8 protein-coding genes and 7 pseudogenes are annotated in these 21,716 nt (G+C 60.8%); 14 read left to right on the plus strand and 1 reads right to left on the minus strand.

Annotation, left to right across the window (positions count from 1 at the left end; all coding sequences use genetic code 11):
- Positions 1 to 1,929 (minus strand): DUF2334 domain-containing protein, encoded by a 1,929-nt coding sequence (locus tag OMP40_RS35970; RefSeq protein WP_277538728.1) that lies wholly within the window; start codon positions 1,927 to 1,929, stop codon positions 1 to 3.
- 194 nt (positions 1,930 to 2,123) lie between these two features.
- On the opposite strand from OMP40_RS35970, the pseudogene OMP40_RS35975 reads away from it, so the two are divergent.
- The 14 genes and pseudogenes from OMP40_RS35975 to OMP40_RS36040 all read left to right on the plus strand — a co-directional run bounded on the left by OMP40_RS35975 (position 2,124) and on the right by OMP40_RS36040 (position 21,588).
- A pseudogene (locus OMP40_RS35975) lies at positions 2,124 to 3,391 on the plus strand (alkaline phosphatase).
- 372 nt (positions 3,392 to 3,763) lie between these two features.
- A complete protein-coding gene (locus OMP40_RS35980) occupies positions 3,764 to 3,946 on the plus strand; it encodes a GapA-binding peptide SR1P (RefSeq protein ID WP_277538730.1) in 183 nt (60 codons plus the stop codon).
- A gap of 5 nt (positions 3,947 to 3,951) precedes the next feature.
- On the plus strand, positions 3,952 to 6,618 hold the full coding sequence (gene ppdK, locus OMP40_RS35985) for a pyruvate, phosphate dikinase (protein WP_277539718.1): 2,667 nt from the start codon (positions 3,952 to 3,954) through the stop codon (positions 6,616 to 6,618).
- Positions 6,619 to 6,755: 137 nt separating this feature from the next.
- Positions 6,756 to 7,409 (plus strand): helix-turn-helix transcriptional regulator, encoded by a 654-nt coding sequence (locus tag OMP40_RS35990; RefSeq protein ID WP_277538732.1) that lies wholly within the window; start codon positions 6,756 to 6,758, stop codon positions 7,407 to 7,409.
- A 126-nt stretch (positions 7,410 to 7,535) separates the two neighbouring features.
- On the plus strand, positions 7,536 to 8,183 hold the full coding sequence (locus OMP40_RS35995; RefSeq protein ID WP_277538734.1) for a LysE/ArgO family amino acid transporter: 648 nt from the start codon (positions 7,536 to 7,538) through the stop codon (positions 8,181 to 8,183).
- A 131-nt stretch (positions 8,184 to 8,314) separates the two neighbouring features.
- A pseudogene (locus OMP40_RS36000) lies at positions 8,315 to 9,244 on the plus strand (LacI family DNA-binding transcriptional regulator); the annotation flags it as partial.
- Between the two features lie 192 nt (positions 9,245 to 9,436).
- Positions 9,437 to 12,582, plus strand: a pseudogene (locus tag OMP40_RS36005) (glycoside hydrolase family 38 N-terminal domain-containing protein).
- A gap of 578 nt (positions 12,583 to 13,160) precedes the next feature.
- Positions 13,161 to 14,808: pseudogene (locus tag OMP40_RS36010) on the plus strand (ABC transporter substrate-binding protein).
- An 85-nt stretch (positions 14,809 to 14,893) separates the two neighbouring features.
- A pseudogene (locus OMP40_RS36015) lies at positions 14,894 to 15,845 on the plus strand (ABC transporter permease).
- Positions 15,846 to 15,849: 4 nt separating this feature from the next.
- Positions 15,850 to 16,695, plus strand: coding sequence for an ABC transporter permease (locus OMP40_RS36020; RefSeq protein ID WP_277538736.1), 846 nt, complete (start codon positions 15,850 to 15,852; stop codon positions 16,693 to 16,695).
- Between the two features lie 387 nt (positions 16,696 to 17,082).
- Positions 17,083 to 18,252 carry an IS4 family transposase gene (locus tag OMP40_RS36025; RefSeq protein WP_277539719.1) on the plus strand — a complete coding sequence of 390 codons (1,170 nt, stop codon included), beginning with the start codon at positions 17,083 to 17,085 and terminating at the stop codon, positions 18,250 to 18,252.
- 288 nt (positions 18,253 to 18,540) lie between these two features.
- A pseudogene (locus OMP40_RS36030) lies at positions 18,541 to 19,522 on the plus strand (ABC transporter ATP-binding protein); the annotation flags it as partial.
- Positions 19,523 to 19,640: 118 nt separating this feature from the next.
- Positions 19,641 to 20,544 (plus strand): annotated as a pseudogene (locus OMP40_RS36035) (ABC transporter ATP-binding protein).
- 585 nt (positions 20,545 to 21,129) lie between these two features.
- Positions 21,130 to 21,588, plus strand: coding sequence for a hypothetical protein (locus OMP40_RS36040; protein WP_277538738.1), 459 nt, complete (start codon positions 21,130 to 21,132; stop codon positions 21,586 to 21,588).
- Positions 21,589 to 21,716: the final 128 nt, after the last annotated feature.

Here is a 21,716-nt window from a genome sequence, read left to right on the forward strand (position 1 = left end):
TTAAGGTTCCGACACATGCTTGCGAAATGAAAGAGAAAGATCAAGCGCGCGCGATCTGGCGTCGTATGCGGCGATATCGGTCTTGCCGTTGCCGTCGAAGTCGGCGGCGATTCCGATGCGGCCGCGTCCCGCGGCCCAGGGACCGTAGGCGTTGTCTATCGGCTTGAATCGGCCGGCGCCTTCGTTTGCGTAGACGCGCCAGACGCCGGTTTTAGCGGTATACGAGATCAAGTCGTCGAGACCGTCACCGTCCGTGTCGCCGACGAGCAACTGTTCGCCCTTTTTCAAGGGAACTCCCTTTACGGCGATAACGGGGCCCCTGGTCGAATCTCGCGCGTCCGCCGGCGCGATGGACAAGCCGCCTTCGGACAGCGACGAATAGAGCGCGTCGTCGCTCTCCATGCTCAAGAAGCGGCCCGCATAGAGCACGGCGTCTGCGGGGAGAGCGGTCAACTGTTCGGCGGAGGAGGCCAAGCGGCCGTCCCTGTACGAATCGGAAACGAGCTTGCCGTCGCTGCTCGCCGCAAAAGCAACGCTGCCGTCCTGCGTCCGAATCGGCAGCAGCCGGTCAAGACCTGTCGGCAGCTTGCCCGCGGGCGCGGGATCGGCGAACCGGCCGTCTTCGGCCATGCTGACGCGCACCGCTCCCGTCACGGGATCGTACGCGACGAGATCCTGTCTGCCGTCGGCGTTCATATCGGCCAGCAGCAGCCGCTCCTGCGGCGGAAACGCGGCTTTGAGCCAAACCTGCGCCGCCGCCTGCGGCCGGTTGCGGGGGGTGCCGTAGTCGCCGAGAATGACCGAGATCCGATGCGCCTCGCGTACGACGACGTCCGCATGGCCGCTCCCGGTCACGTCTCCCGACAGCACGTCTTCCGCGGTCGTGCCGAGCGGGAGCGTCACCCGGTGAGCGGGCGTGAAGGGGACGACCTCGTTCAGCGACATCCACCGGTAGCCCTCCCTTTCAAGCCCTTCCACAAGCCGGTGCAGCTTGGATGACGCGCCGTCTTCTTTGTAACGATAGACCGGCAGACCGTCCGACATTTGCGTCCGTCCGTCCGCGCCCGTCACCGCCTCGAGCGCGGGGAACTCGAGGAACGGGTGGAAAAAGAGCGAGGCTAGCCCGTCGAACGTTTTCGCCTTTCTCAGCAGCTTGTCGACCGAAGCATCGTCCGTAATATAGTCGAGCGGAGCGGGCACGTAGACCGAACCGAGACTGTCCTGCCCGTACGTATTGCGGCTCTCGTATACGTTCATGTCCTTGAAAGACCGAAGGGAGAACAGGTCTGGCTGATAAAGGATGCCGACGTACGAGCGGAACACCTTTTCCTGCGCTCGCGTATCCCGGTAATGCGGCGATTCCCAGAATGCGGGACGTAGCCCGGCCCGTTCGAAGGCCGCCAGGCTGCGTTCGATGCGGGCGGCGGCATAGCCGGCATCCTTGGTCTCGGACGCGCCCGGAACTTTGAATTCGTAACCGGTGCCGGAATTCTGGCCGTCGCCCTTCATGACGGTATCCCCGTATTGGTGGGTATAGCCGTGCATGCCCAGCACGCCGCCGTTGTCTTCGGCCTGTCTGAGCAGTCGGATCAGCGATTGCGTAAGGGCGTCGGGCTGCGGATCGTCGATGCCGCGCTCTTGCCAGACGCCGTCGCTTCCAAGGCGGATGCTCCGCGGGATGACGGCCATTTGAAAAGGGATGCCTTCGGATTCGATATAATCCAGCACCGCGCGCAGCTTGCCCAGATTTTCTGGCGTGCCGTATTCGCCGCCGGGACCGATATCCTCGAGCCGCAGTATGGCGTGACGTTTGTCCTTGTTCGGATAAATATTCGTACCCGTATACGTCAGGGCGTACAAGGTCGCGGCGACGGCAATGGCCGCGCCGCCGGCGATCATGCCCGCCCATTTCCATCGTTTTCGTATCAACTTGCCAGTCCCTCAGTTCATGGCTTCCTATCGGTTGCGGCCGTTCGCCGCAAGCGCACTCTCTACTGTAACAGGTGCCGGCTTGTTGTAAACCGAAAATCGTCTGCATTTTACGTGCGGCACACAAAATCTAAACACGCGCTTAACGAAGCCGTTCTAGTATAGGATTGTATACCAAATGTGGAGGGGAAACGATGAAACTTCGAGACAAGAAAGTGTTCAAAGCCACGCTGGCCGGTACGATGACGGCAGCTATTCTGACAGCCAGCGCAGTCACCGCTCAGCCGAACGACCGCGCGGACGCCGCATCCCCTCAAACGCAAAATGTCATCCTGTTCGTCGGCGACGGCATGGGCGCCGCGCAGCGCGACGCCATCCGCCTGGCGACGGTCGGCGAGAAGGGCAATCTGGCGATGGACGCGATGCCGTACGTCGGATTGATTCATACGAGCTCCACGGTGCCGGTCACGGATTCGGCGGCCTCGGCGACCGCCTATGCCAGCGGCGTTAAGACTTACAACGGCGCAATCGGCATGGATGCCGACAAGAAGCCGGTCAAGACGATCATGGAATACGCGAAGGAAAAAGGAAAATCGACCGGCGTGGTCACGACCAGCCAAGTCACCGACGCCACCGGCGCAGCCTTCGGCGCGCATGTCGAAGACCGCTCCAAGCAGAGCGACATCGCGCTGCAATATTTGACCAAGAGCAAGATCGACGTCATCCTCGGCGGCGGGGAAGATTTCTGGTATCCGGCGGGCAACCCCGGCAAGTTCAAGGACGAGCCTGCCGAGGATCCTTCGGAGAAGAGCAAGGGCACGCAGGGCAACCTGGTCGACAAAGCCAAATCGCTTGGCTACAGCTACGTTTCCACGAAGGCGGACCTGCAAAAGGCGAAGGGCGGCAAGCTGCTCGGGCTTTTCTCCAACGAAGAGATGTTCCAGCAAAAGCCCGAAGGCGAAGGCGACATCTACAACCCGGTCGTCTCTCTGCCCGAAATGACCCAAAAAAGCGATCGATACGCTGTCCAAGAACAAAAAAAGGCTTCTTCCTGATGGTCGAGGAAGAAGGCACGGACGAGTTCGCGCACCAGAACAACGCCAAAATGACGATCAAGGCCGGCCAACAGCTGGACCAGGCCGTCCAGGTCGCCAAGAGCTACGCCAAGAAGCATCCGGAGACGCTCGTGCTCGTGCTCGCCGATCACGAGACCGGCGGCTTCTCGATCGAGGAAGCGAACGCGGAAGACGAATCCGGCGACGGTATCTCCAAGGAAGACGGACCGTTCCAGATCGTGGGCACGAAGCAAAACTTCGTCGTCGACTGGACGACGTCGGGCCACACGGCCGTCGACGTTCCGATCACGGCCATGGGTCGCAATGCGCAGCTCTTCACCGGCATCTACGAGAATACCGAAGTGTTCACGAAGCTGAAGCAGGCGCTGGGCATCAAGGGCAAATAAGTTCGCCCGCGAAGCGGCGCGATAACGTAAAAAGGTACAGTCCCGCGAAAACGCGGGGCTGTACCTTTTTTGCTTGTTAATTGCACGTTTTCCGTCTCCCGGCCAACTCGCCCCTCAACCGGGCCAACGGCCCCAGTTGCACGGTTTTTCCGTTTAATTCTCCCCACTCGCCGCGCTAACGGCCCCAGTTGCACGGTTTACTTCTAACTCGCGATTTATTGTGACTCATTTACCCTGATTACAGGTCTCATTAATCATTTTTTATTATTTTCGTGTAGCTTATTGCAATATTAATGACGCATATATATAATTGTGACACACAATAAATTTTAAAAGGCGGCATTATTCCGAACCGCCGGGAGGAGAAGCAGCATGTCGAACGCGACGAACGCTTTACAGGGAACCGCTCCGGCTCTTGAACTGGGTATGGTCATCTGCAAGCACTGTCAGCAGCTCATGTATACGATTCCGACCAACGGTGTGAAAAAAATATACGGCGTGTGCGGGCAGGAAGGCTGCCTGGAGACGGTCGAGGCGAGCGAGGGCGAAGATTGATGAGTATGCAATCCTGGGTTTATAGCTTTGAAGAAGGAAATGCCGGCATGCGAACGCTGCTGGGCGGGAAAGGCGCCAATCTGGCGGAAATGACGCGCGTCGGACTTCCGGTGCCTCCCGGGTTTACGATTACGACCGAGGCGTGCCGCGCTTTTTTCCGGGCGGGCAATCGGATCTCGGGCGAGCTTCAGCTTCAAATGAGGGAAGCCGTCGCCCGGCTGGAGGAGAAGAAAGGTCAGCGGCTCGGCGATGCCGCCGACCCGCTGCTGGTCTCCGTCCGGTCGGGCTCTGTCGACTCGATGCCCGGGATGATGGACACGATCCTCAATCTGGGATTGAACGACGAGACCGTGAAGGGCCTGGCCGCGGTCACGGGCAATGACCGCTTCGCCTACGATTGCTACCGGCGGCTCATCCAGATGTTCGGCCAGGTGGTGCTCGGCATCGAATCGATCCGTTTCGAAAAGCTGCTGCGCCGCCTGAAGCGCGAGCTCGGCATCGAGCAGGACCAGGAAGTGTCGGCCGAGGGCTGGATGAAGCTGATCGGCGAATACAAGGAATGCGTGAAGACGTTCTCGGGCATTGATTTTCCCCAGGACGTGCACGAGCAGCTCACGCTTGCGACCGAAGCCGTGTTCAAGTCCTGGCACAACCAGCGGGCGCAGGTGTACCGCAAGATCAACCGCATTCCCGACGAGCAGGGCACGGCGGTCAACGTTCAGAGCATGGTGTTCGGCAACAAAGGGGACGACTGCGGCACCGGCGTCGTGTTCACGCGCAATCCGTCCACCGGCGAGCGCGCGCTGTTCGGCGAGTATCTGACCAACGCGCAGGGCGAGGATGTCGTCGCGGGCGTGCGCACGCCGCAATCGATCGCGACCCTGAAGGACGTCATGCCGCGGGTCTACGAGGAACTGGCCGAGCTGTGCGATAGACTGGAGCTGCACTACGCCGACATGCAGGACATCGAGTTCACGGTGGAGCGCGGCGAGCTCTACGTGCTCCAGACGCGCGGCGGCAAGCGCAATGCCCAGGCGGCGCTGCGGATCGCCGTGGACCTCGCGGCCGAAGGCGTCGTCTCGCGCGAGGAAGCGCTGATGCGGATCGAGGTATCGCATCTGGAGCAGCTGCTCCACCGCGGCATTGACGAGCAAGCGGCGGGAGAGCCGATCGCTTCCGGTCTGCCCGCGTCTCCGGGCGCGGCCGTCGGCTTGGCCGTGTTCGACGCGGATACGGCCGCGGCGTGGGCGCAGGCGGGCAAGCCCGTCATCCTTGTGCGGGCCGAGACGACGCCGGAGGACATTCACGGCGTGCTCGCCGCGGAGGGCGTGCTCACCAGCCGTGGCGGCATGACCAGCCATGCGGCGGTCGTGGCGCGAGGCATGGGCAAGCCGTGCGTATGCGGCTGCGAGGAAATGCGGATCGATCAGGCGCTGCGGCAGGCGGAGGCGGGCGGACGGACGATCGCCGAAGGGGACTGGCTGACGCTCGACGGTACGAGCGGCCGCATTTACGCGGGCAGCATTCCGCTTAAGGAAGCGGCGGTGACGGATGAGCTGCAGCAGGTGCTGCGCTGGGCGGACGACATTCGCAGGCTGCGCGTTTACGCCAACGCGGATACGCCGGCCGACGCTGGAATCGCGCGCGGCTTCGGCGCGGAAGGCATCGGGCTGTGCCGGACGGAGCATATGTTTTTTGCGCCGGAGCGGCTGACCGTCATGCAGGCGATGATCATGGCGGAGTCGCGCGAGGAGCGGCTGGCGGCGCTCGAGCTGCTGCTGCCGATGCAGCAGGCAGACTTCGAAGGGCTGTTCCGGGAGATGGACGGATTGCCCGTTACGATTCGGCTGCTCGATCCGCCGCTGCACGAGTTTCTGCCGAATGCGGGTGAATTGCAGCAGAAGCTGCAGGCGGCCGGAACGGAGGAGGAGCAGGAGCAACTGCGGCGAATGATTCGCAAGGTACATGCGCTGCACGAGGCCAACCCGATGCTCGGTCAGCGGGGCTGCAGGCTGGGTATCGTTTATCCCGAGATTTACGACATGCAAGCCGAGGCTGTCTTCCGGGCTGCTGCTGCATGCATGGACGGTGGAATCTCCGTGCATCCCGAGATTATGATTCCGCTTGTCGGCGACGCGAGCGAGCTGAGCCTGCTGCGCGAACGGGTCGAACGTGCCGCGGATCGCGTGCTCGGCGAGGCTGGCATGAGCGCTTGCGGGTACAAGGTCGGTACGATGATCGAAGTGCCGCGCGCCGCGCTGACGGCGGATCGCATCGCGGCCCATGCGGACTTCTTTTCCTTCGGCACGAACGACCTGACGCAGATGACCTATGGCTACAGCAGAGACGACGCGGAGGGCGGCTTCATGTCGCACTACCTTGAGCAGAAGCTGCTGCCGCACAACCCGTTCCAGGTGCTCGATCCGGACGGCGTCGGGCAGCTCATCGAAATTGCGGCGACGAAAGGGCGCTCGCGCAAGCCGGGCTTGAAGACGGGCATTTGCGGGGAGCATGGCGGAGACAAAGATTCGATCGCGTTCTGCCATCGCACGGGACTCGATTATGTAAGCTGCTCGCCGTACCGCATTCCGATGGCGCGGATCGCGGCCGCGCAGGCGGCGATCGAAAGCGCGGCCGAGGAGAAGAAGAGCCGGACCGTTCAGGCGATCTGAATAGATATGGAAGAGAGGCGGGCAACCGGGCCGTAAAGGAAAATCGTCGAGATCGGGCGCCTTTGCGCGGAGGGGTGTGATGCGGGACGCGGATCGGTTACAATGGGGGAAAAGAGTCGTCCAGCCTGGAGGTTGCCATGCTCGAACTATCAACGCGCCAGCTTGAGATCGTCGATCTGGTTCGCAAGCGCGCGCCGATCACCGGCGAACAGATCGCGGAGGCGCTCGGCGTTACCCGCCCTTCGATCCGCTCGGATCTCGGCCTGCTGGCGATGCTGGGATACATCGACGCCAAGCCCAAGGTCGGCTACTTCCCGGCCGCCGCGTCCGGCGATGCCGGCTCGTCCGGGCAGGATGCCGTCCTGCGGATGCGCGTGAAGGAAGTGATGGGCGTGCCCGTCGTCCTCCGCGAGACGGCGACCGTCGGCGACGCCGTCGTCTCGCTTTTCCTCGAAAACGTCGGCAGCCTGATCGTCGTCGATGCGTCGGGCTCGCTGACCGGCATCGTCTCCCGCAAGGATCTGCTTAAGGTCGCCGTCGGCAACGCGCACGCGGACGCCGTCGTCCTGGGCATGGTGATGACCCGGTTCCCCAATATCGTCACCGTCGCGCCGGAAGATACGATCCTCGACGCGATGCGGAAGATGATTACGCACGAGGTAGACGGTCTTCCGGTCGTCCAAGCGCATCCGCACGGCGGAACGCCGGTCGCCGAAGTCGTGGGCCGGATTACGAAGACGACGATCCTTAAGCTGATCTACGAGGCTGCGCTATCGAGGGAAGTTCCCTGAAGCCATTCGAGCATCCGATCGGCAAGAGCCGGAGGCGATCATGCCGTCGCATAACGCGACGCGGATCGGCCTCTTTCTCTTTGCCGGGATCGTATTGCCTCATACAGAACGGAGAGAAACCGCATCATGCCGCACGTCGTCATCAACGCCTTTCTCCTCGCGCTCGGACTCATTCTCCCGCTCGGGGCGCAAAACGTATTCGTCTTCAGCCAAGGAGCGCTGCAGCCTCGTTACGTCCGCGCGTTGCCGATCACGCTAACGGCTTCGGTCTGCGACACGCTGCTCGTCTCGCTCGCCGTATTCGGCTTGTCTGCAGTCGCGCTCGGCATCGGCTGGATCAAGACGTCGCTCGTTTCCGTCGGCGTGCTGTTTATGCTGTATATGGGTTGGGTCATCTGGCGGAGCAAGCCAAGGGCCGCGAACGGCGGACAGGCTGACCGGCTCGGCGCGTGGCGCCAGATCGCGCTGACCGCCTCGCTGTCGCTGCTTAATCCGCATGCGATCATGGATACGGTCGGCGTCATCGGCACGAGCGCGCTGCGCTACGACGGCTGGGAGAAGTTCGTTTTTGCCGTCACCTGCATCGCCGTCTCGTGGCTGTGGTTCCACGGTCTGGCGCTCGCGGGCAGAATCGCGGGCCAAGCCGATCCCTCGGGCCGTTTCCTCCTCGCGCTGAATAAAATCTCCGCCCTGATCATGTGGGGGGGCGGCGATCTTTCTCGGACTGTCGCTGTTCGAGTAGGTCCGGGCTTCGGCCAACGCGCGCCCTCCTGATCGAAGGGGATACCGTTCAAACGGCGAAAAAGGGCGCGTTCCTGATCGAAGGGGATACCGTTCAAACGGCGAAAAAACAGCCGATTGCGCGCGGTTATAATACGTGTTATATTCACGGTGAGGTGCGACTTATGACAGGCAAAGGCAAGACGCCGAATATCGGCAAGCGAACGACGAGCTTCGACGTGGCCAAAGCCGCGGGCGTATCGCGAAGCCTCGTGTCCGCCGTCATCAACGGCACGCCGGGCATTGGCGTCGGACCTGAGACAAGAGCGAAGGTGCTTAAAGCGATCAAGGAGCTGAACTACCAGGTCGACGCGCAGGCGCGGGCGATGAAGACCGGGCTCAGCCGGTGCGTGGCCGCGTTCGGCGACATGAAAAATCCGCTTTTCCTGCAGGTGCTCGAGGGCATGCAGAAGGCTTGCGCGGAGCGCGGCTACCACGTGCTGATCAGCGGTGAGAGCGAGGACGACCAGGACAGGCTGAACATGCTCGACTTGTACCGCCAGCGCAGAATCGACGGGATCGTGACGCTCGACGTGACGGAATACGAGAGCGCCGCATGGATCGAGCGGGTCCGAGAGTCCTGCGTCCCTTACGTGTCCGTAGAAGGTTATGCGAAGACGGATGGCGTCGCTTCCGTGCTCGCCGACTACCGCGACAGCATTCGTGAGGCGTTGGATTATTTGGGGGGCACGGCGGACCGTTATCCCGCGTACCTCGAAGCGTACGAAGAGGGGCCCGGGCTGAACTGGGCGGAGCGCGACCGCAAGGCGGCATACGAAGCATGGTGCCGGGAGAGAGGCTTTGCGCCCGTCATCCGCAGCTTTCACGTGGGCGACGAAGCGTGGCTCGGCCGGTACCTGGAAGAAGCGGCCGCCGGCGGCAACGAATTGCCGCCGATTCTGATCAACTGGTCCGTGGGCGCCGTGCCGCTGTACAAGGCGGCTTGGGAGAAGGGCATTCGGATCGGCGACCAGCTTGTTCTCATGGCGGGAGACAACACCCGCCGGAGCAACGCGTACATGACGCCGTCGCTTGCCTCGGTGGAGATCCCGTATGCCGAGATGGGGGGAGGAAGCGGTGCGCTTGCTGTTGGAGTCCCCGCAGGACGAGCCTGCCGCCAAGCGCTGGCTGCGTGCGTCGATCAGACCCGGGGACAGCGCTCCCGAGCGCTCACGCGGATGACGACGCCGCTTTTTTTACGGAAGTGCATAACACGTGTCATAACTTATTGGAGGAGGTCTTCATTCATGTTTTGGATCGTGGAGAAGCTTCAGAAACGAATCGAAGAATTGGCCGCGTACCGTTACCGCCACGCTTTGCCGCTGGACGAGTGGGAGATGCAGGAGGACGAGGCGGGCGCGAACGGCGTCAGCCGTCCGCCGGAGTTGACGGGCGAGCTTCGCATGCGCAAGGGAGAGCGCTGGGTCGGTTACGACCGGTACGTCTGGCTGCGGCGCAAGGTGCGCGTACCGGAAGACTGGAAGGGCCGGGAGGTCGTCGGCCTGTTCGACTTCGGCCTGACCGGGGCGGGCAACAACGCGGCCTTCGAGTCGCTGCTCTATCTGAACGGCCGTCCCTTTCAAGGCGTCGACACGAACCATCAGGAAGTGTTTGTTCCGGCGGAGCTCGCCGGCAGCGAGATCGAGCTCGTCTTCCGGCTCTGGTCGGGACTCGAAGGCGGCGGCGGTCCGCGCGATCAGGAGCATCAGTTCAAGCGCGCCGAGCTCGCCGTGCTGGACGCGGCGGCCGACGATCTGTACTTTACCGGGCGCGCTGCGCTTGAGACGGCCAAGATTCTGGAGGAATCCAACCCGTCCAAGCACGACCTGTTGACGGCTGCGGACCGAGCTTTTAAGCTGCTCGATTGGTCCCGTCCGGGCTCGGACGAATTTTACGTCTCGGTCGGCCTGGCTGCGGACGCGCTCCGCACGGCGTTATCCGAGCTGGACAACAAACATCCGGTGACCGTCCGCGCCATCGGACACACCCACATCGACGTCGCCTGGCTATGGCAGCTCAAGCATACGCGGGAGAAGTCCGCCCGTTCCTTTTCCACGGTGCTGAGACTGATGGAGAAGTATCCGGAGTACCTCTTCCTCCAGACGCAGCCCCAGCTTTACGCTTATTTGAAAAAGGACTATCCCGAGATCTACGAGCAAATTCGCGAGCGGGTCAAGGAAGGGCGCTGGGAGGCCGGCGGCGCGATGTGGCTCGAGGCGGACTGCAACCTGACGAGCGGCGAGTCGCTCGTGCGGCAGATCCTGCACGGCACGCGTTTTTTCCGCGACGAGTTCGGCGTCGAATGCGACTACCTGTGGCTGCCCGACGTATTCGGCTACAGCTGGGCGCTGCCTCAGATTTTGCGCAAGTCCGGCATCAAGACGTTCATGACGACCAAGATCAGCTGGAACCAGTACAACCGGATGCCGCACGATACGTTCAAGTGGAGGGGCATCGACGGCTCGGAAATATTGACGCACTTCATCACGACGCCCGAGGTCGCGGATCCGAACGTCTGGTGGTACACCTACAACGGCCAGATCGAACCGTTCACCGTTAAGGGGATCTGGGACACGTACCGCGACAAGGATATCAACCGCGAACTCCTGCTCTCATACGGTTACGGAGACGGGGGCGGCGGCGTTAACCGGCATATGCTGGAGATGCGGCGGCGGCTCGACGAGATGCCCGGATTGCCCAAGGTCGTGCCGGGGCGGGCCGGAGACTTTTTCGACAAGCTGCACGAAACGGTAGCGGGCACGGACCGGTACGTCCACACGTGGGACGGCGAGCTGTACCTGGAGTACCACCGCGGGACGTATACGAGCCAAGCCTACAATAAAAGAATGAACCGCAAGCTTGAATTGATGTACCGCGAAGCGGAATGGCTGCATTCGCTCGGCGCCGTCGCGGGCGGCGGGGATTGGTCCGGATATCCGAAAGAGGCGCTGTACGAAGGCTGGACGACGATACTGCGCAACCAGTTCCACGATATCATCCCCGGCTCTTCGATCGGCGCCGTCTATCAGGATGCGAGAGCGGAGTATGCCGAAGCGGAGCGCCTGGGCAAGGAGGCGATCCAGGCGGCGGCCGAGCGGCTGGCCGGGCAAGCGGAAGGCGCCGTCGTCAGCGTATATAACGGAGCCGCCTTCGACCGGACCGAGCTGGTCGAGATTCCCGTGCAGGCCGGCATCGGCTCGCAAGGCGGATGGCTCGGCGAAGCAGGGCGGCCCCTTCGGGCGGAATTCGACGGCAGCCGCTGGCTCGTGCTGGCGGAGGACGTGCCGGCGACCGGCGCGGCGACGCTGCGCTTCGATCCGTCCGCCGGGCAGCAGACGTCGGTCAAAGCGTTCGAATGGGCGGACGGCGTGCTCCGGACGCCGCATTACGAGCTCGCGTTCGACGAAGCCGGCCGACTTGTCCGCCTGTACGACCGCGGTTTGTCCCGCGAGGTGCTGCCCCGGGGAGCGCGCGCGAACGAGCTGCAAGTATTCGAGGACAAGCCGAAAATGTTCGAAGCGTGGGATATCGATTTGTTCTATCAGGAAAAGCGGCGCGAAGTGACGGACCTGAGGAAGCTCGAGCTCGTCGAATGCGGCGCGCTGCGCGCCGTTCTGCGCTTGGAATGGGCGTACGGGGCTTCCGTTATCGAGCAGCGTCTTGTCGTTTATGCGGACGACCGGCGAATCGACTTCGTCACGCGCGTGGACTGGCGGGAGCATCAACAGCTGCTGAAGGTCGCGTTCCCCGTGGAGATTCGCGCTACGGAAGCGACCTACGACATCCAGTTCGGCAACGTGAAACGTCCGACGCATTGGAACACGAGCTGGGACCATGCCCGGTTCGAGACGGTCGGCCACCAGTGGGTCGATCTGTCCGAGCGCGGCTACGGCGTCAGCTTGCTCAACGATTGCAAATACGGCCACGACATCAAGGACAACGTCATCCGCCTGTCGCTCATCAAATCCGCGATCGATCCCGATCCGAACGCCGACCAGGGCGAGCATCTGTTTACGTATTCGCTCTATCCGCACGCGGGAGACTGGGCGTCCGGCGGAACGGCGACGGCGGCGTGGGCGCTCAACGATCCGCTGCTGGCGGTCCCGGGCGCGAGCGCGTTCGCGGGCAAGTCGCTGCTGCGCGCGGACGGCGCGCATATCGCCTTCGACGCGATCAAAAAAAGCGGAGGACGAGGACGCGCTGGTCGTCCGGCTGCACGAATACGCGGGCGGCCGCGGCTTGACGACGCTGACGCCGGGCTGCGAGATCGCTTCCTGGCAGGAATGCGACCTGCTGGAGCGTCCGATCGGCGATCGTCATGACGGAGACAAGCCGCTGCGTTTCGAGCTGGCGCCCTGACGAGATCAAGACGTTCCTTATTCGGCTGCGTTAAATTGACTTCCCTCGCTTGGGCGGGAACGAAATGCGAAGCTGACAGGTTGCTGCTGATTGAGACTATATCGTAAAGGAACAGGCACCGAAGTTGTTCTTACACGGAACTTCAGCGGTGGAACGGACTGCGCAACTGGCGAGTTTTGTTCCTAACCGGGACCGGCGAGGAGGCACGGCAGCGCGAACGGACAGGGCTGTTCCTGGTTGAGACCTGCGAGGCGCAATGCCGAGAGAACGGACACGTTTGTTCCTATCCGCGATTTCAGCGATCAAACTTCCCTTGAAGAGGACCCCTCCCGCCGGTACGGGAGAGGGTCTTCTTCGCTTTGCGGCCTTCATCGCGCGCATACTTCCATCCGATTTGTGGGATACCATCATTCGTAGGCGCATTTCGCCGATTCGATTGCCGAAGCGCGGCACGATCGATAGCGGCACGATCGATAAAATACAATTCTTTCGGCATATTCTATCAGATTCGACAAATTGTTTTGAAATAAAACTTGCAAATCCGACTAACCCGATGTAATATAATCAAACTGTTACAAAAACAGATACAGAGATTTCGTGGAGGGTGAACCTATGCTAAACCGCAACAAAAAACGATTTACCGGCATCGTCGTTCTTACGCTGCTCGCCATGCTCGCCAGCGCGTGCTCCGGCAACAACGCGAACAACGCTTCGCCAAGCGCCTCAGGCACCGCGTCCGCCGGCGCTTCGGCTTCCGGCTCGCAGCCGGCGGCGAGCGGCGAGGCCAAGGACGGCGGAAGCTTGATCGTCGCCGTCGCTTCGGACCCGGTCGTGCTGAACCCGAACTACGCCGGCGACCGCGTCAGCCTGACGATCGACCAAGCGCTCTACGCGCCGCTTTTTCAAGTGAACGAGGGCAAGAAGACGTTTTACCTGGCAGACAGCCTCGATCTGTCCGAGGACAAGCTTACTTATACGCTGAAGCTGAAGAGCGGCCTCACCTGGCATGACGGCCAGCCGCTGACGGCGGACGACGTCGTGTTCACGATCGACAAGATCCTCGACGAGTCCCAGAACAGCTTCCTGCGCGGCAACTTCATCATCGGCGGCAAGCCGATTCAAGCGGTGAAGGTCGACGACACGACGGTAGAGCTCAAGCTGCCGCAGGTCGCGCCAGGCTTCGAAGCGACGCTTGTACAGGTGTCCCCTATTCCGAAGCACATCTTCGAGAACGAAGCCAACATCGAGAAGAGCGACAAGAACAAAAAAACCTGTCGGCTCCGGCGCGTTCAAGTTCAAAGCGTACAAGACCGGCGAGTACTTGACGCTCGAACGCTTCGACGGCTACTTCGGCGGCAAGCCGCACCTTGATTCGATCACGTACCGGATCGCGAAAGATACGAACGCCGCGAACCTCGCGCTTCAAAACGGCGAGATCAACGTGAAGTATCTCGATCCGCAGGACGTGTCCACGATCGAAGCCACGGGCAACTTCGACATTCAGCCATATAGCGAAGGCCGTCTGGCATATATAATGTTTAACCAAAATAGCGACACGGGCGTCCTGAACAAGAAGGAAGTTCGCCAAGCGATCGCCTACGCGCTCAATCGCGAAGAGCTGATCCAAGTTGCGTATACGTCCGCCGAGTATGCCGATCCGGCCCATTCGTTCCTGACGCCGGACGTGCTGTACCAGACGAACGACGTACCGACCTACGACAACGACGTCGCCAAGGCAAAGGAACTGCTGAAGACGGCCGGCGTGAGCAACCTGAAGCTGCGCTTTATCGTGCAAAGCGGCAACAAGGTGCAGGAAGCGATCTCCCTGTACGTGCAGCAGAAGCTGAAGGACATCGGCATCACGATCGAGTTGAACAGCATGGATTCCTCGGCTTGGGTCGCGAAGTTCATCGATCCGAAGGCGACCGACTATGAACTGGCGATCACCGGCTACATCATGGGCTTCGATCCGGATGCGTACAGCATGCTGTTTACGTCCGACGGCTCGTCCAATTACTCGCACTACAAAAACGCCGAAGTAGACGCTCTGTTCAAGCAAGGCGCCGGCGAAGGCGACGCGACGAAGCGCGAAGCGATCTACAAGAACGTTCAGAAGATCATCGCGGAAGACGCGGCGATCTACCCGATCGCTTACACCAAGACGATCGTCGCCGTCGACAAGCGTTACGGCGGTCTTGACGAAGCCGTGCTGAAGCCGGTCGTCATTTTCGAAGATCCGTCCAAGCTCTACCTCAAATAAGCGCTGTTGAATACCGGGCGTTCAAGAAAATAAGCTGGTTCGCCAGCTTATTTTTTTGTACGTCCGTCCCGGGGGAGCGTACCGAATGAGACAACTCTTAATTAGAAGGCTCTTGCAGACGATACCGCTGCTGATATTCGTCTCGATCGTCTGCTTCGCGATGATCAAGCTGGCGCCGGGCGATCCGGTGCTGTCGTTCGTCACGCCGAACATGCACGCGGAGGACATCGCGCGGATTCGCCACAATCTCGGCTTGGACAAGCCGGCCTATATCCAGTACTTTTTTGTGGATCAAGGAAGCGGTGACCGGCAATCTCGGCTACTCGCTCGTCAATCACCAGCCGGTCATGGACCAGATTCTGGACCGCTTGCCGGCGACTGCAGGGCTGATGGGCGCCGCGCTTGCGCTCGCCGTGCTGTTGGCGATTCCGCTCGGCCTGCTGGCCGGCGCGAACCGCGGGCGCTGGATCGACAAGCTCGTCAACCTGGTCGCCTACGTCGGTATCTCGGTCCCGCTGTTCTGGCTCGCCATTTTGCTGATTTACTATTTCTCCATCCACCTGCACTGGCTCCCGAGCATGGGCATGCGCACGATCGGCGTCCATAGCGCCCTCGACGTGCTGAAGCACGGCATCATGCCTTGCGTCGTGCTCGCGTTCAGCTTTCTCGCGATCTACGTCCGATACATCCGATCCAGCACGATCGGCCAGCTGCGCGAGGATTACGTGCAAATTCAATATGCGTACGGCTCGACCAAGCGCATCGTGCTGGTGCGCCATGTGCTGAAGCACGTGCTGCTGCCGATCATCACGCTGCTCGGCATGTCGATGGGCGAGCTGGTCGCGGGCGCCATCGTGACGGAGACGGTGTTCTCCTGGCCGGGCATCGGCTCGCTCGGCATGACGGCGGTCCGGGGCATGGATTATCCCGTCATCATGGGCATTACGCTGTTCTCCTCCATGATGCTCATCCTGGGCAATCTGGCCGCGGATCTGCTGTACGGCGCAGCGGACCCCAGAATCAATTCGAAGAGGTGAACCTATGAACCGGAGCAAATGGCGAAGCGTCGCGGAGGAGCTGCGTTCGAGCGCATTCGGCATCGCAGGCATCGTTATTCTTATCCTATTTACGGTTGCGGCCGCGCTGGCTTTCTTGTCCCCGCACGACCCGAACGCCTTGAACGCGCTCGAGCGCCTGAAGCCGCCGAGCGGCGCGCATTGGTTCGGGACGGACGACTACGGGCGCGACTACTTCACGAGAGCGCTGTACGGCGGCCGCGTCTCGCTGACCGTCGGCTTTGCGTCGATGATCCTCGCGACGGGCATCGGCGTCGTCGTCGGGGTCGTAAGCGGCTATTTCGGCGGATGGATCGACAACCTGCTCATGCGGCTCGTCGAAGTCGTCATGTCGATCCCGTCTTTTCTTATCCTGCTGCTGCTGAGCGTATTCCTGAAGCCCAGCGTCGGCAATCTGATCGTCATCATCTCGCTCCTCATGTGGATGAACATGGCCCGGATCGTCCGGGCGGAGACGATGTCGCTCAAGGAGCGGGAGTACGTGCTGTACGCGCGCGCGTCGGGCCAAGGTACCTTCGGCATCGTCCGCAGACACATCCTGCCCAATCTGATGCCGGTCGTCATCGTCGGGGCGACGAACAATATCGCGTCCGCGATCATGATGGAGTCGTCGCTCAGCTTTCTCGGCTTCGGCGTCCAGGCGCCGAACGCGACATGGGGCAGCATGCTGAACAACGCGCAGGGCCTGATCGCGCAGGCGCCTTATCTGGCGTTGTTCCCCGGCTTGTTCATCCTGCTCACGGTGCTCAGCTTCAACGTGCTGGGCGACATCCTGCGCGTCGGCTTCGAGCCGAAGCTGGTGAAGCGGTAGGGCGGGGTACAGGGTAAGGCGCGGGCGAAGGCGTGGTAGAAGGCAGGACAAGGCCAAGTTTCGGACACACGATCCGTTATTTTGTCGAAAATGCCGCTTTCTCGCGATTGGCGGACTGTAGAGCCGTTAAACGCGGATTTGTACACACAATTCGTTACGTTTGGAGCAAATAGCGTATCCTGAGTCACTAGCGTTGCATTAAAACTAACGCATTAAATTTAGCTCCAATTAATTACTATATTTTCCATTCCGTGTTACTTTTTCGTGGATAGGCATGAAAAAATCTCCTATTGTAGAGGTGTGTAGGTTGCAATCCGTACACCAATACAAAGGAGACCTGCGTCCTTGAGTGTAACGGATTCTACAACAATGCGTCAATGCTTGTCTATGTTGCCACTGGCCGATTTCTCGGCTCCCTGTTTGGATTATCGCGTTCGCAAACTCCGATGTGCGAACTTGCTTAAAGTGTTTATCGCTGCCCAAATCTGCGGGTGGGACTCGCTTCGCCGAATCGAGCTGGAAATCGCGGCGGACCCTTTGCTGCAGCAGGAATTTGGTTGTGCAATCTCAGCTTCTCAACTTTGCCGGCGCATCGACGATTTTCTCAGCTGCGTGCTTGAGGCCCTCTTTCATGCCTTGCTTTCCCGTATTCATCACCACACGGTGCGGCAAAAGAAATGGCCTTCGGCTAAGCTCTACGCTGTCGATTCAACCAACCTGCGGTTGCCGCAGCAATTGGCCGACTGGACCTATGTGACTCGAAGCCGCAGCGGCGTTAAGGTGCACACACGCCTAGCCATTTTGCCGGATGGGAACTGCTTCCCAGATCGCATTGTACCGTCGACGGGCAATGTAAGCGACTATGAGGGCTCGGATCTGCTTGTCGTCGATCCCGATGCCACTTACCTGCTGGATCGTGGCTACGTCTCCTACAAACGGATGGATCAGTGGCTCGAACGAGATTGCCACTTTGTTCTGCGGATCAACACGCACCACTTGGTTAAACAAGTGCTCGAAGCGTATCCGACCGATGCAAGTGATCCGGGACTCTGCCGGGATGCCATTGTCTATCTGGGCGGCACTTTTCGATGGATGGAGCATCCCGTGCGGCTCGTCGAGTTTCGTGATGAAAAGGGACGCTTGTACCGAATCGCAACTTCCCGGTTTGATTTATCCGCTCGGGAAATCGCAGATTTATACCGGCAGCGATGGCAGGTTGAGCTTTTCTTTCGCTGGATGAAGCAGCATCTGAAGTTCGCCAAGCTCTACAGCTACAAGCCGCAAGCGGTTTGGAACCACATCTTGCTGGCCATGATTGCGTATAGCTTGATCTTTCTGCTGAAGATGCAAACCAAGGCGAACCAAACACCGTGGCAACTGTTGCGGCTGATACGTGTCTATGCGTTTCGAAGTTGGCGTGGCTTCCTGGAAGCCGCAAGCAAGGTGCCAAGAGGAAGGACCAAAGGTCGCCAAGCTCGTAAAACACCAGCTCCGCCGTTACAGCCGCAACACTGCGATGTGGCGCTAACGAAGCCGTCGAAAAGAAAAAGACGATAAAACCCAATTTTTGGATTTCGCAACCTACTTTATCTCACCTCTTCTCTTTTTGGAAAGTGGAGCGAAAAGGGGATGTAAAATTTTACGCTAAGAAACTTTTTGAGGGAAATGATTAATGTACGTCAGCGTTTATGCAACGCTAGTGATCCTGAGTCCGCGATGGGCTGAATTTGGTCGACCAAAAGTGAAATAGCGGATGCTGGGTCCGTATGGAGCTGCAATAGGAACTTGGCATAGCGATGCAGTGAAATGCTAGACATCATCCAATGTAAAAGGAGGGAACGGGACATGACGGAACGGCTGCTAGAAATGGAGGATCTTCGCGTGTCGTTCTACTCCCGGAGCGGAGAGAATCAGGCGGTGCGGGGCGTGAGCCTTCACGTCGACGCGGGGGGAGACGGTGGGGATCGTCGGCGAGTCCGGCAGCGGCAAAAGCGTGACGGCGAAGGCGGCGCTCGGTCTGATCGGTCCGCCGGGCCGCGTGATCGGCGGGGACATCCGCTACCGCGGCGAGCGTCTGCTGGGCTGGTCGGACAGCCGCTGGCGCAAGCTTCGGGGCAATCGGATCGCGATGGTATTCCAGGATCCGATGACGGCGCTTAATCCGGTGAAAAAGATCGGCGCGCAGATGATCGAAGTCATCCGCAGGCACCGCGGGCTCGGCAAAGAGGCCGCGAGGCAGGAGGCGGCCGCCAAGCTGCGCGAGGTCGGCATCGCCGAACCCGAACGCCGGCTGGAGCAATATCCGCACGAGTTCAGCGGCGGCATGCGGCAGCGGGTCATGATCGCGATGGCGCTCTCCTGCGAGCCGGAGCTGCTGCTCGCGGACGAACCGACGACGGCGCTCGACGTGACGATTCAGGCGCAGATCCTCGATCTGCTGAAGGATATCAAGGCGAAGTCGAACATGGGCGTCGTGCTGATCACGCACGATCTCGGCGTGGTCGCCCAGGTGTGCACGCGGGTCATCGTCATGTACGGCGGCATGGTGATGGAGGAAGGGACCGTGGAAGATATCTTCTACCGCCCGGGCCATCCGTACACGCAAGGGCTGCTCAAATCGGTGCCGAAGCGCGGAGGCGGCACGCGCGAGCGGCTGGTGCCGATCGAGGGCACGCCGCCGGATCTGCTGGATCCGCCGCTGGGCTGTCCGTTCATCGAGCGCTGCCCGCACGCTTTCGGCAAATGCGCGGAGCGGCCGCCGTTGTTCGAGCTCGGCGACGGTCACCGCGCGCTGTGCTGGCTGCACGATGCGGAGCATGCGGCGGCGGAAGGCGAATCGAGCGGGAACAAGCCGAATGCGGACGGAGCCGCAATCGATGATGAGCGTGCCGGCGGAGCAGGTATCGCGGAGAACGGCGCCGGCGAGAACGCGGGGAGGGATTCGGATGGATAAGGCGGCCAAGACGCTCGTCGACGTTCGGGGGGCTCAAAAAGCATTTCGCCAAGGACAAGGATGTCTGGGGCAGAACGACGCAGGTGCTGAAGGCGGTCGACGGCGTGAGCTTCGGCATTCGCAAGGGCGAGACGTTCGGCCTCGTCGGTGAGTCGGGCAGCGGCAAGTCGACGGTAGGGCGCTGCCTGCTGCGGCTGTACGATTATACGGAGGGCGAGGTTCTCTACGATGGTCAGCCCCTGTCCGCGTTGGACGACAAAGCGCTTCGGCCGTTTCGGCGGCGAATCCAGAGCATTTTCCAGGACCCGTACTCGTCGCTGAATCCGGGCATGAACGTGCTCGAGCTGATCGGCGAGCCGATGGACATTCACGGCGTCCATGCCGGCAGCGCCCGCAAGGAGGCGGTCGCGGACCTGCTGGTGAAAGTCGGGCTCAAGACGGCGCATCTGACCCGTTACCCGCACGAATTCAGCGGCGGGCAGCGGCAGCGGCTCTCGATCGCGCGCGCGCTCTCGGTCCGGCCGGAGTTCGTCGTCTGCGACGAGCCGATCTCCGCGCTCGACGTGTCGGTGCAGGCGCAGGTCGTCAACATGCTTGAAGATCTGCAGGCCGAATTCGGCCTGACGTACCTGTTCATCGCGCACGACCTGTCGATGGTCCGGCACATCTCCGACCGGATCGGCGTCATGTATGCCGGACGTCTCGTCGAAGTCGCGGATAGCGACGAGCTGTACGAAAATCCGCTGCACCCGTACACGCAAGCGCTGCTGTCGGCGATCCCGGTGCCGGACCCGCGGGCCGCGTCCAAGCGGATCGCCTGGGACCGGGCGGCATGGACCGGCGAAGGCGCCCCGCTGCGCGAGGTGGGGCCGGGGCATTTTGCCGCGATTCCGTGAATCGCTGACCGGCGAGGGAGCTTGGCAAGGCGAAGGAATGCGCGTGCAAGCGAAAAAGCGCGGTTGCAGCCTCGTGATACGATAACGGTGGTGTAAAGGCAAAAAGTTACTCTACAGTCTAACGGACCGGTCTAAACGGTGGTGTAAAGGCAAAAAGTTACTCTACAGCTTCGCGGACCGGTCTAAACGGTGGTGTAAAGGCAAAAAGTTACTCTACAGCCTCGCGGACCGGTCTAAACGGTGTTGTACGGGCAAAAAGTTACTCTACAGCCTCGCGAACCGGTCTAAACGGTGGTGTAAAGGCAAAAAGTTACTCTACATCCTCGCGGACCGGTCTAAACGGTGGTGTACGGGCAAAAAGTTACTCTCCAATCTCGCGGTATGGTCGAAATGTTGCAGTAAGGGCAAAGTTACTCTACAGCATTACAGCATTTTCCCGGCAAGCAACATAGCAAGCGGCAGATCGCGCAAGCCGCGATAGCGCGCGCTGTAGGCGCGGAAAGCGCGGCTTGCTGCGCGGATGCGAATAAAGCGAGCCGAGCTTTTCACAGCATCATCATAGCATCATTAAAGGAGCGGATGAGCATGAGCACGACGAATCAGGCGAAGCTGTCTCAATGGGACGCATTGCTGTTGGAATCTTTAAGGGCGATAGGATGGACGAACGAGGAGCTGATCGCGCGCGTCCGGTCGGGCGAGCTGCCGGTCGACGAGAGTCCGTTCCAATTCAAGTACGAGGCGCTCTCCGCGTTCGCGGCGGAGGAGTCCGAGACGTTCGAGACAGCCGTCAAACAAGGCTATCGGATCAAGTACAACACGGTGCGCGGCATCCATAGCTGGATCGGGGTCGCGCTTGGCCTTGAACCGGAGCTGCTGCTGGAAGCGGGAGCCGAGGCGGTCCGCGTTTCGCTCACTGCCGACGAGAAAGCGCGGCTTGCGTCCGTATTGTCGTTCGGTTGGCGCGTTCGCGAGGAAGAGGCCGGGGCGTCTGAAGATTCAGGCGCAGAGCGCGGCGTCTACCTGATCGAACCGATTCAGCGCTAACAATAGCCGCGGGATAACCGCATAAAAACTCGTTGACAGATTATCCAGTCTTGTCCATAATAAATGCAGAATGAACGCGGGGAAGCGCCCCGTCAGAGCCGAACACGTTACGTGTCGCTTTGACGGGG

It is taken from the genome of Cohnella rhizosphaerae, assembly GCF_029525575.1.
Taxonomy (GTDB): Bacteria; Bacillota; Bacilli; order Paenibacillales; family Paenibacillaceae; genus Cohnella; species Cohnella rhizosphaerae.

Excerpts from the sequence above, each read along its gene's own strand:
- OMP40_RS35980 (WP_277538730.1), top strand. The coding sequence starts at position 3,764 with ATGTCGAACGCGACGAACGCTTTACAGGGAACCGCTCCGGCTCTTGAA.
- ppdK (WP_277539718.1), top strand. The coding sequence starts at position 3,952 with ATGCAATCCTGGGTTTATAGCTTTGAAGAAGGAAATGCCGGCATGCGA.
- OMP40_RS35990 (WP_277538732.1), top strand. The coding sequence starts at position 6,756 with ATGCTCGAACTATCAACGCGCCAGCTTGAGATCGTCGATCTGGTTCGC.
- OMP40_RS35995 (WP_277538734.1), top strand. The coding sequence starts at position 7,536 with ATGCCGCACGTCGTCATCAACGCCTTTCTCCTCGCGCTCGGACTCATT.
- OMP40_RS36020 (WP_277538736.1), top strand. The coding sequence starts at position 15,850 with ATGAACCGGAGCAAATGGCGAAGCGTCGCGGAGGAGCTGCGTTCGAGC.
- OMP40_RS36025 (WP_277539719.1), top strand. The coding sequence starts at position 17,083 with ATGTTGCCACTGGCCGATTTCTCGGCTCCCTGTTTGGATTATCGCGTT.
- OMP40_RS36040 (WP_277538738.1), top strand. The coding sequence starts at position 21,130 with ATGAGCACGACGAATCAGGCGAAGCTGTCTCAATGGGACGCATTGCTG.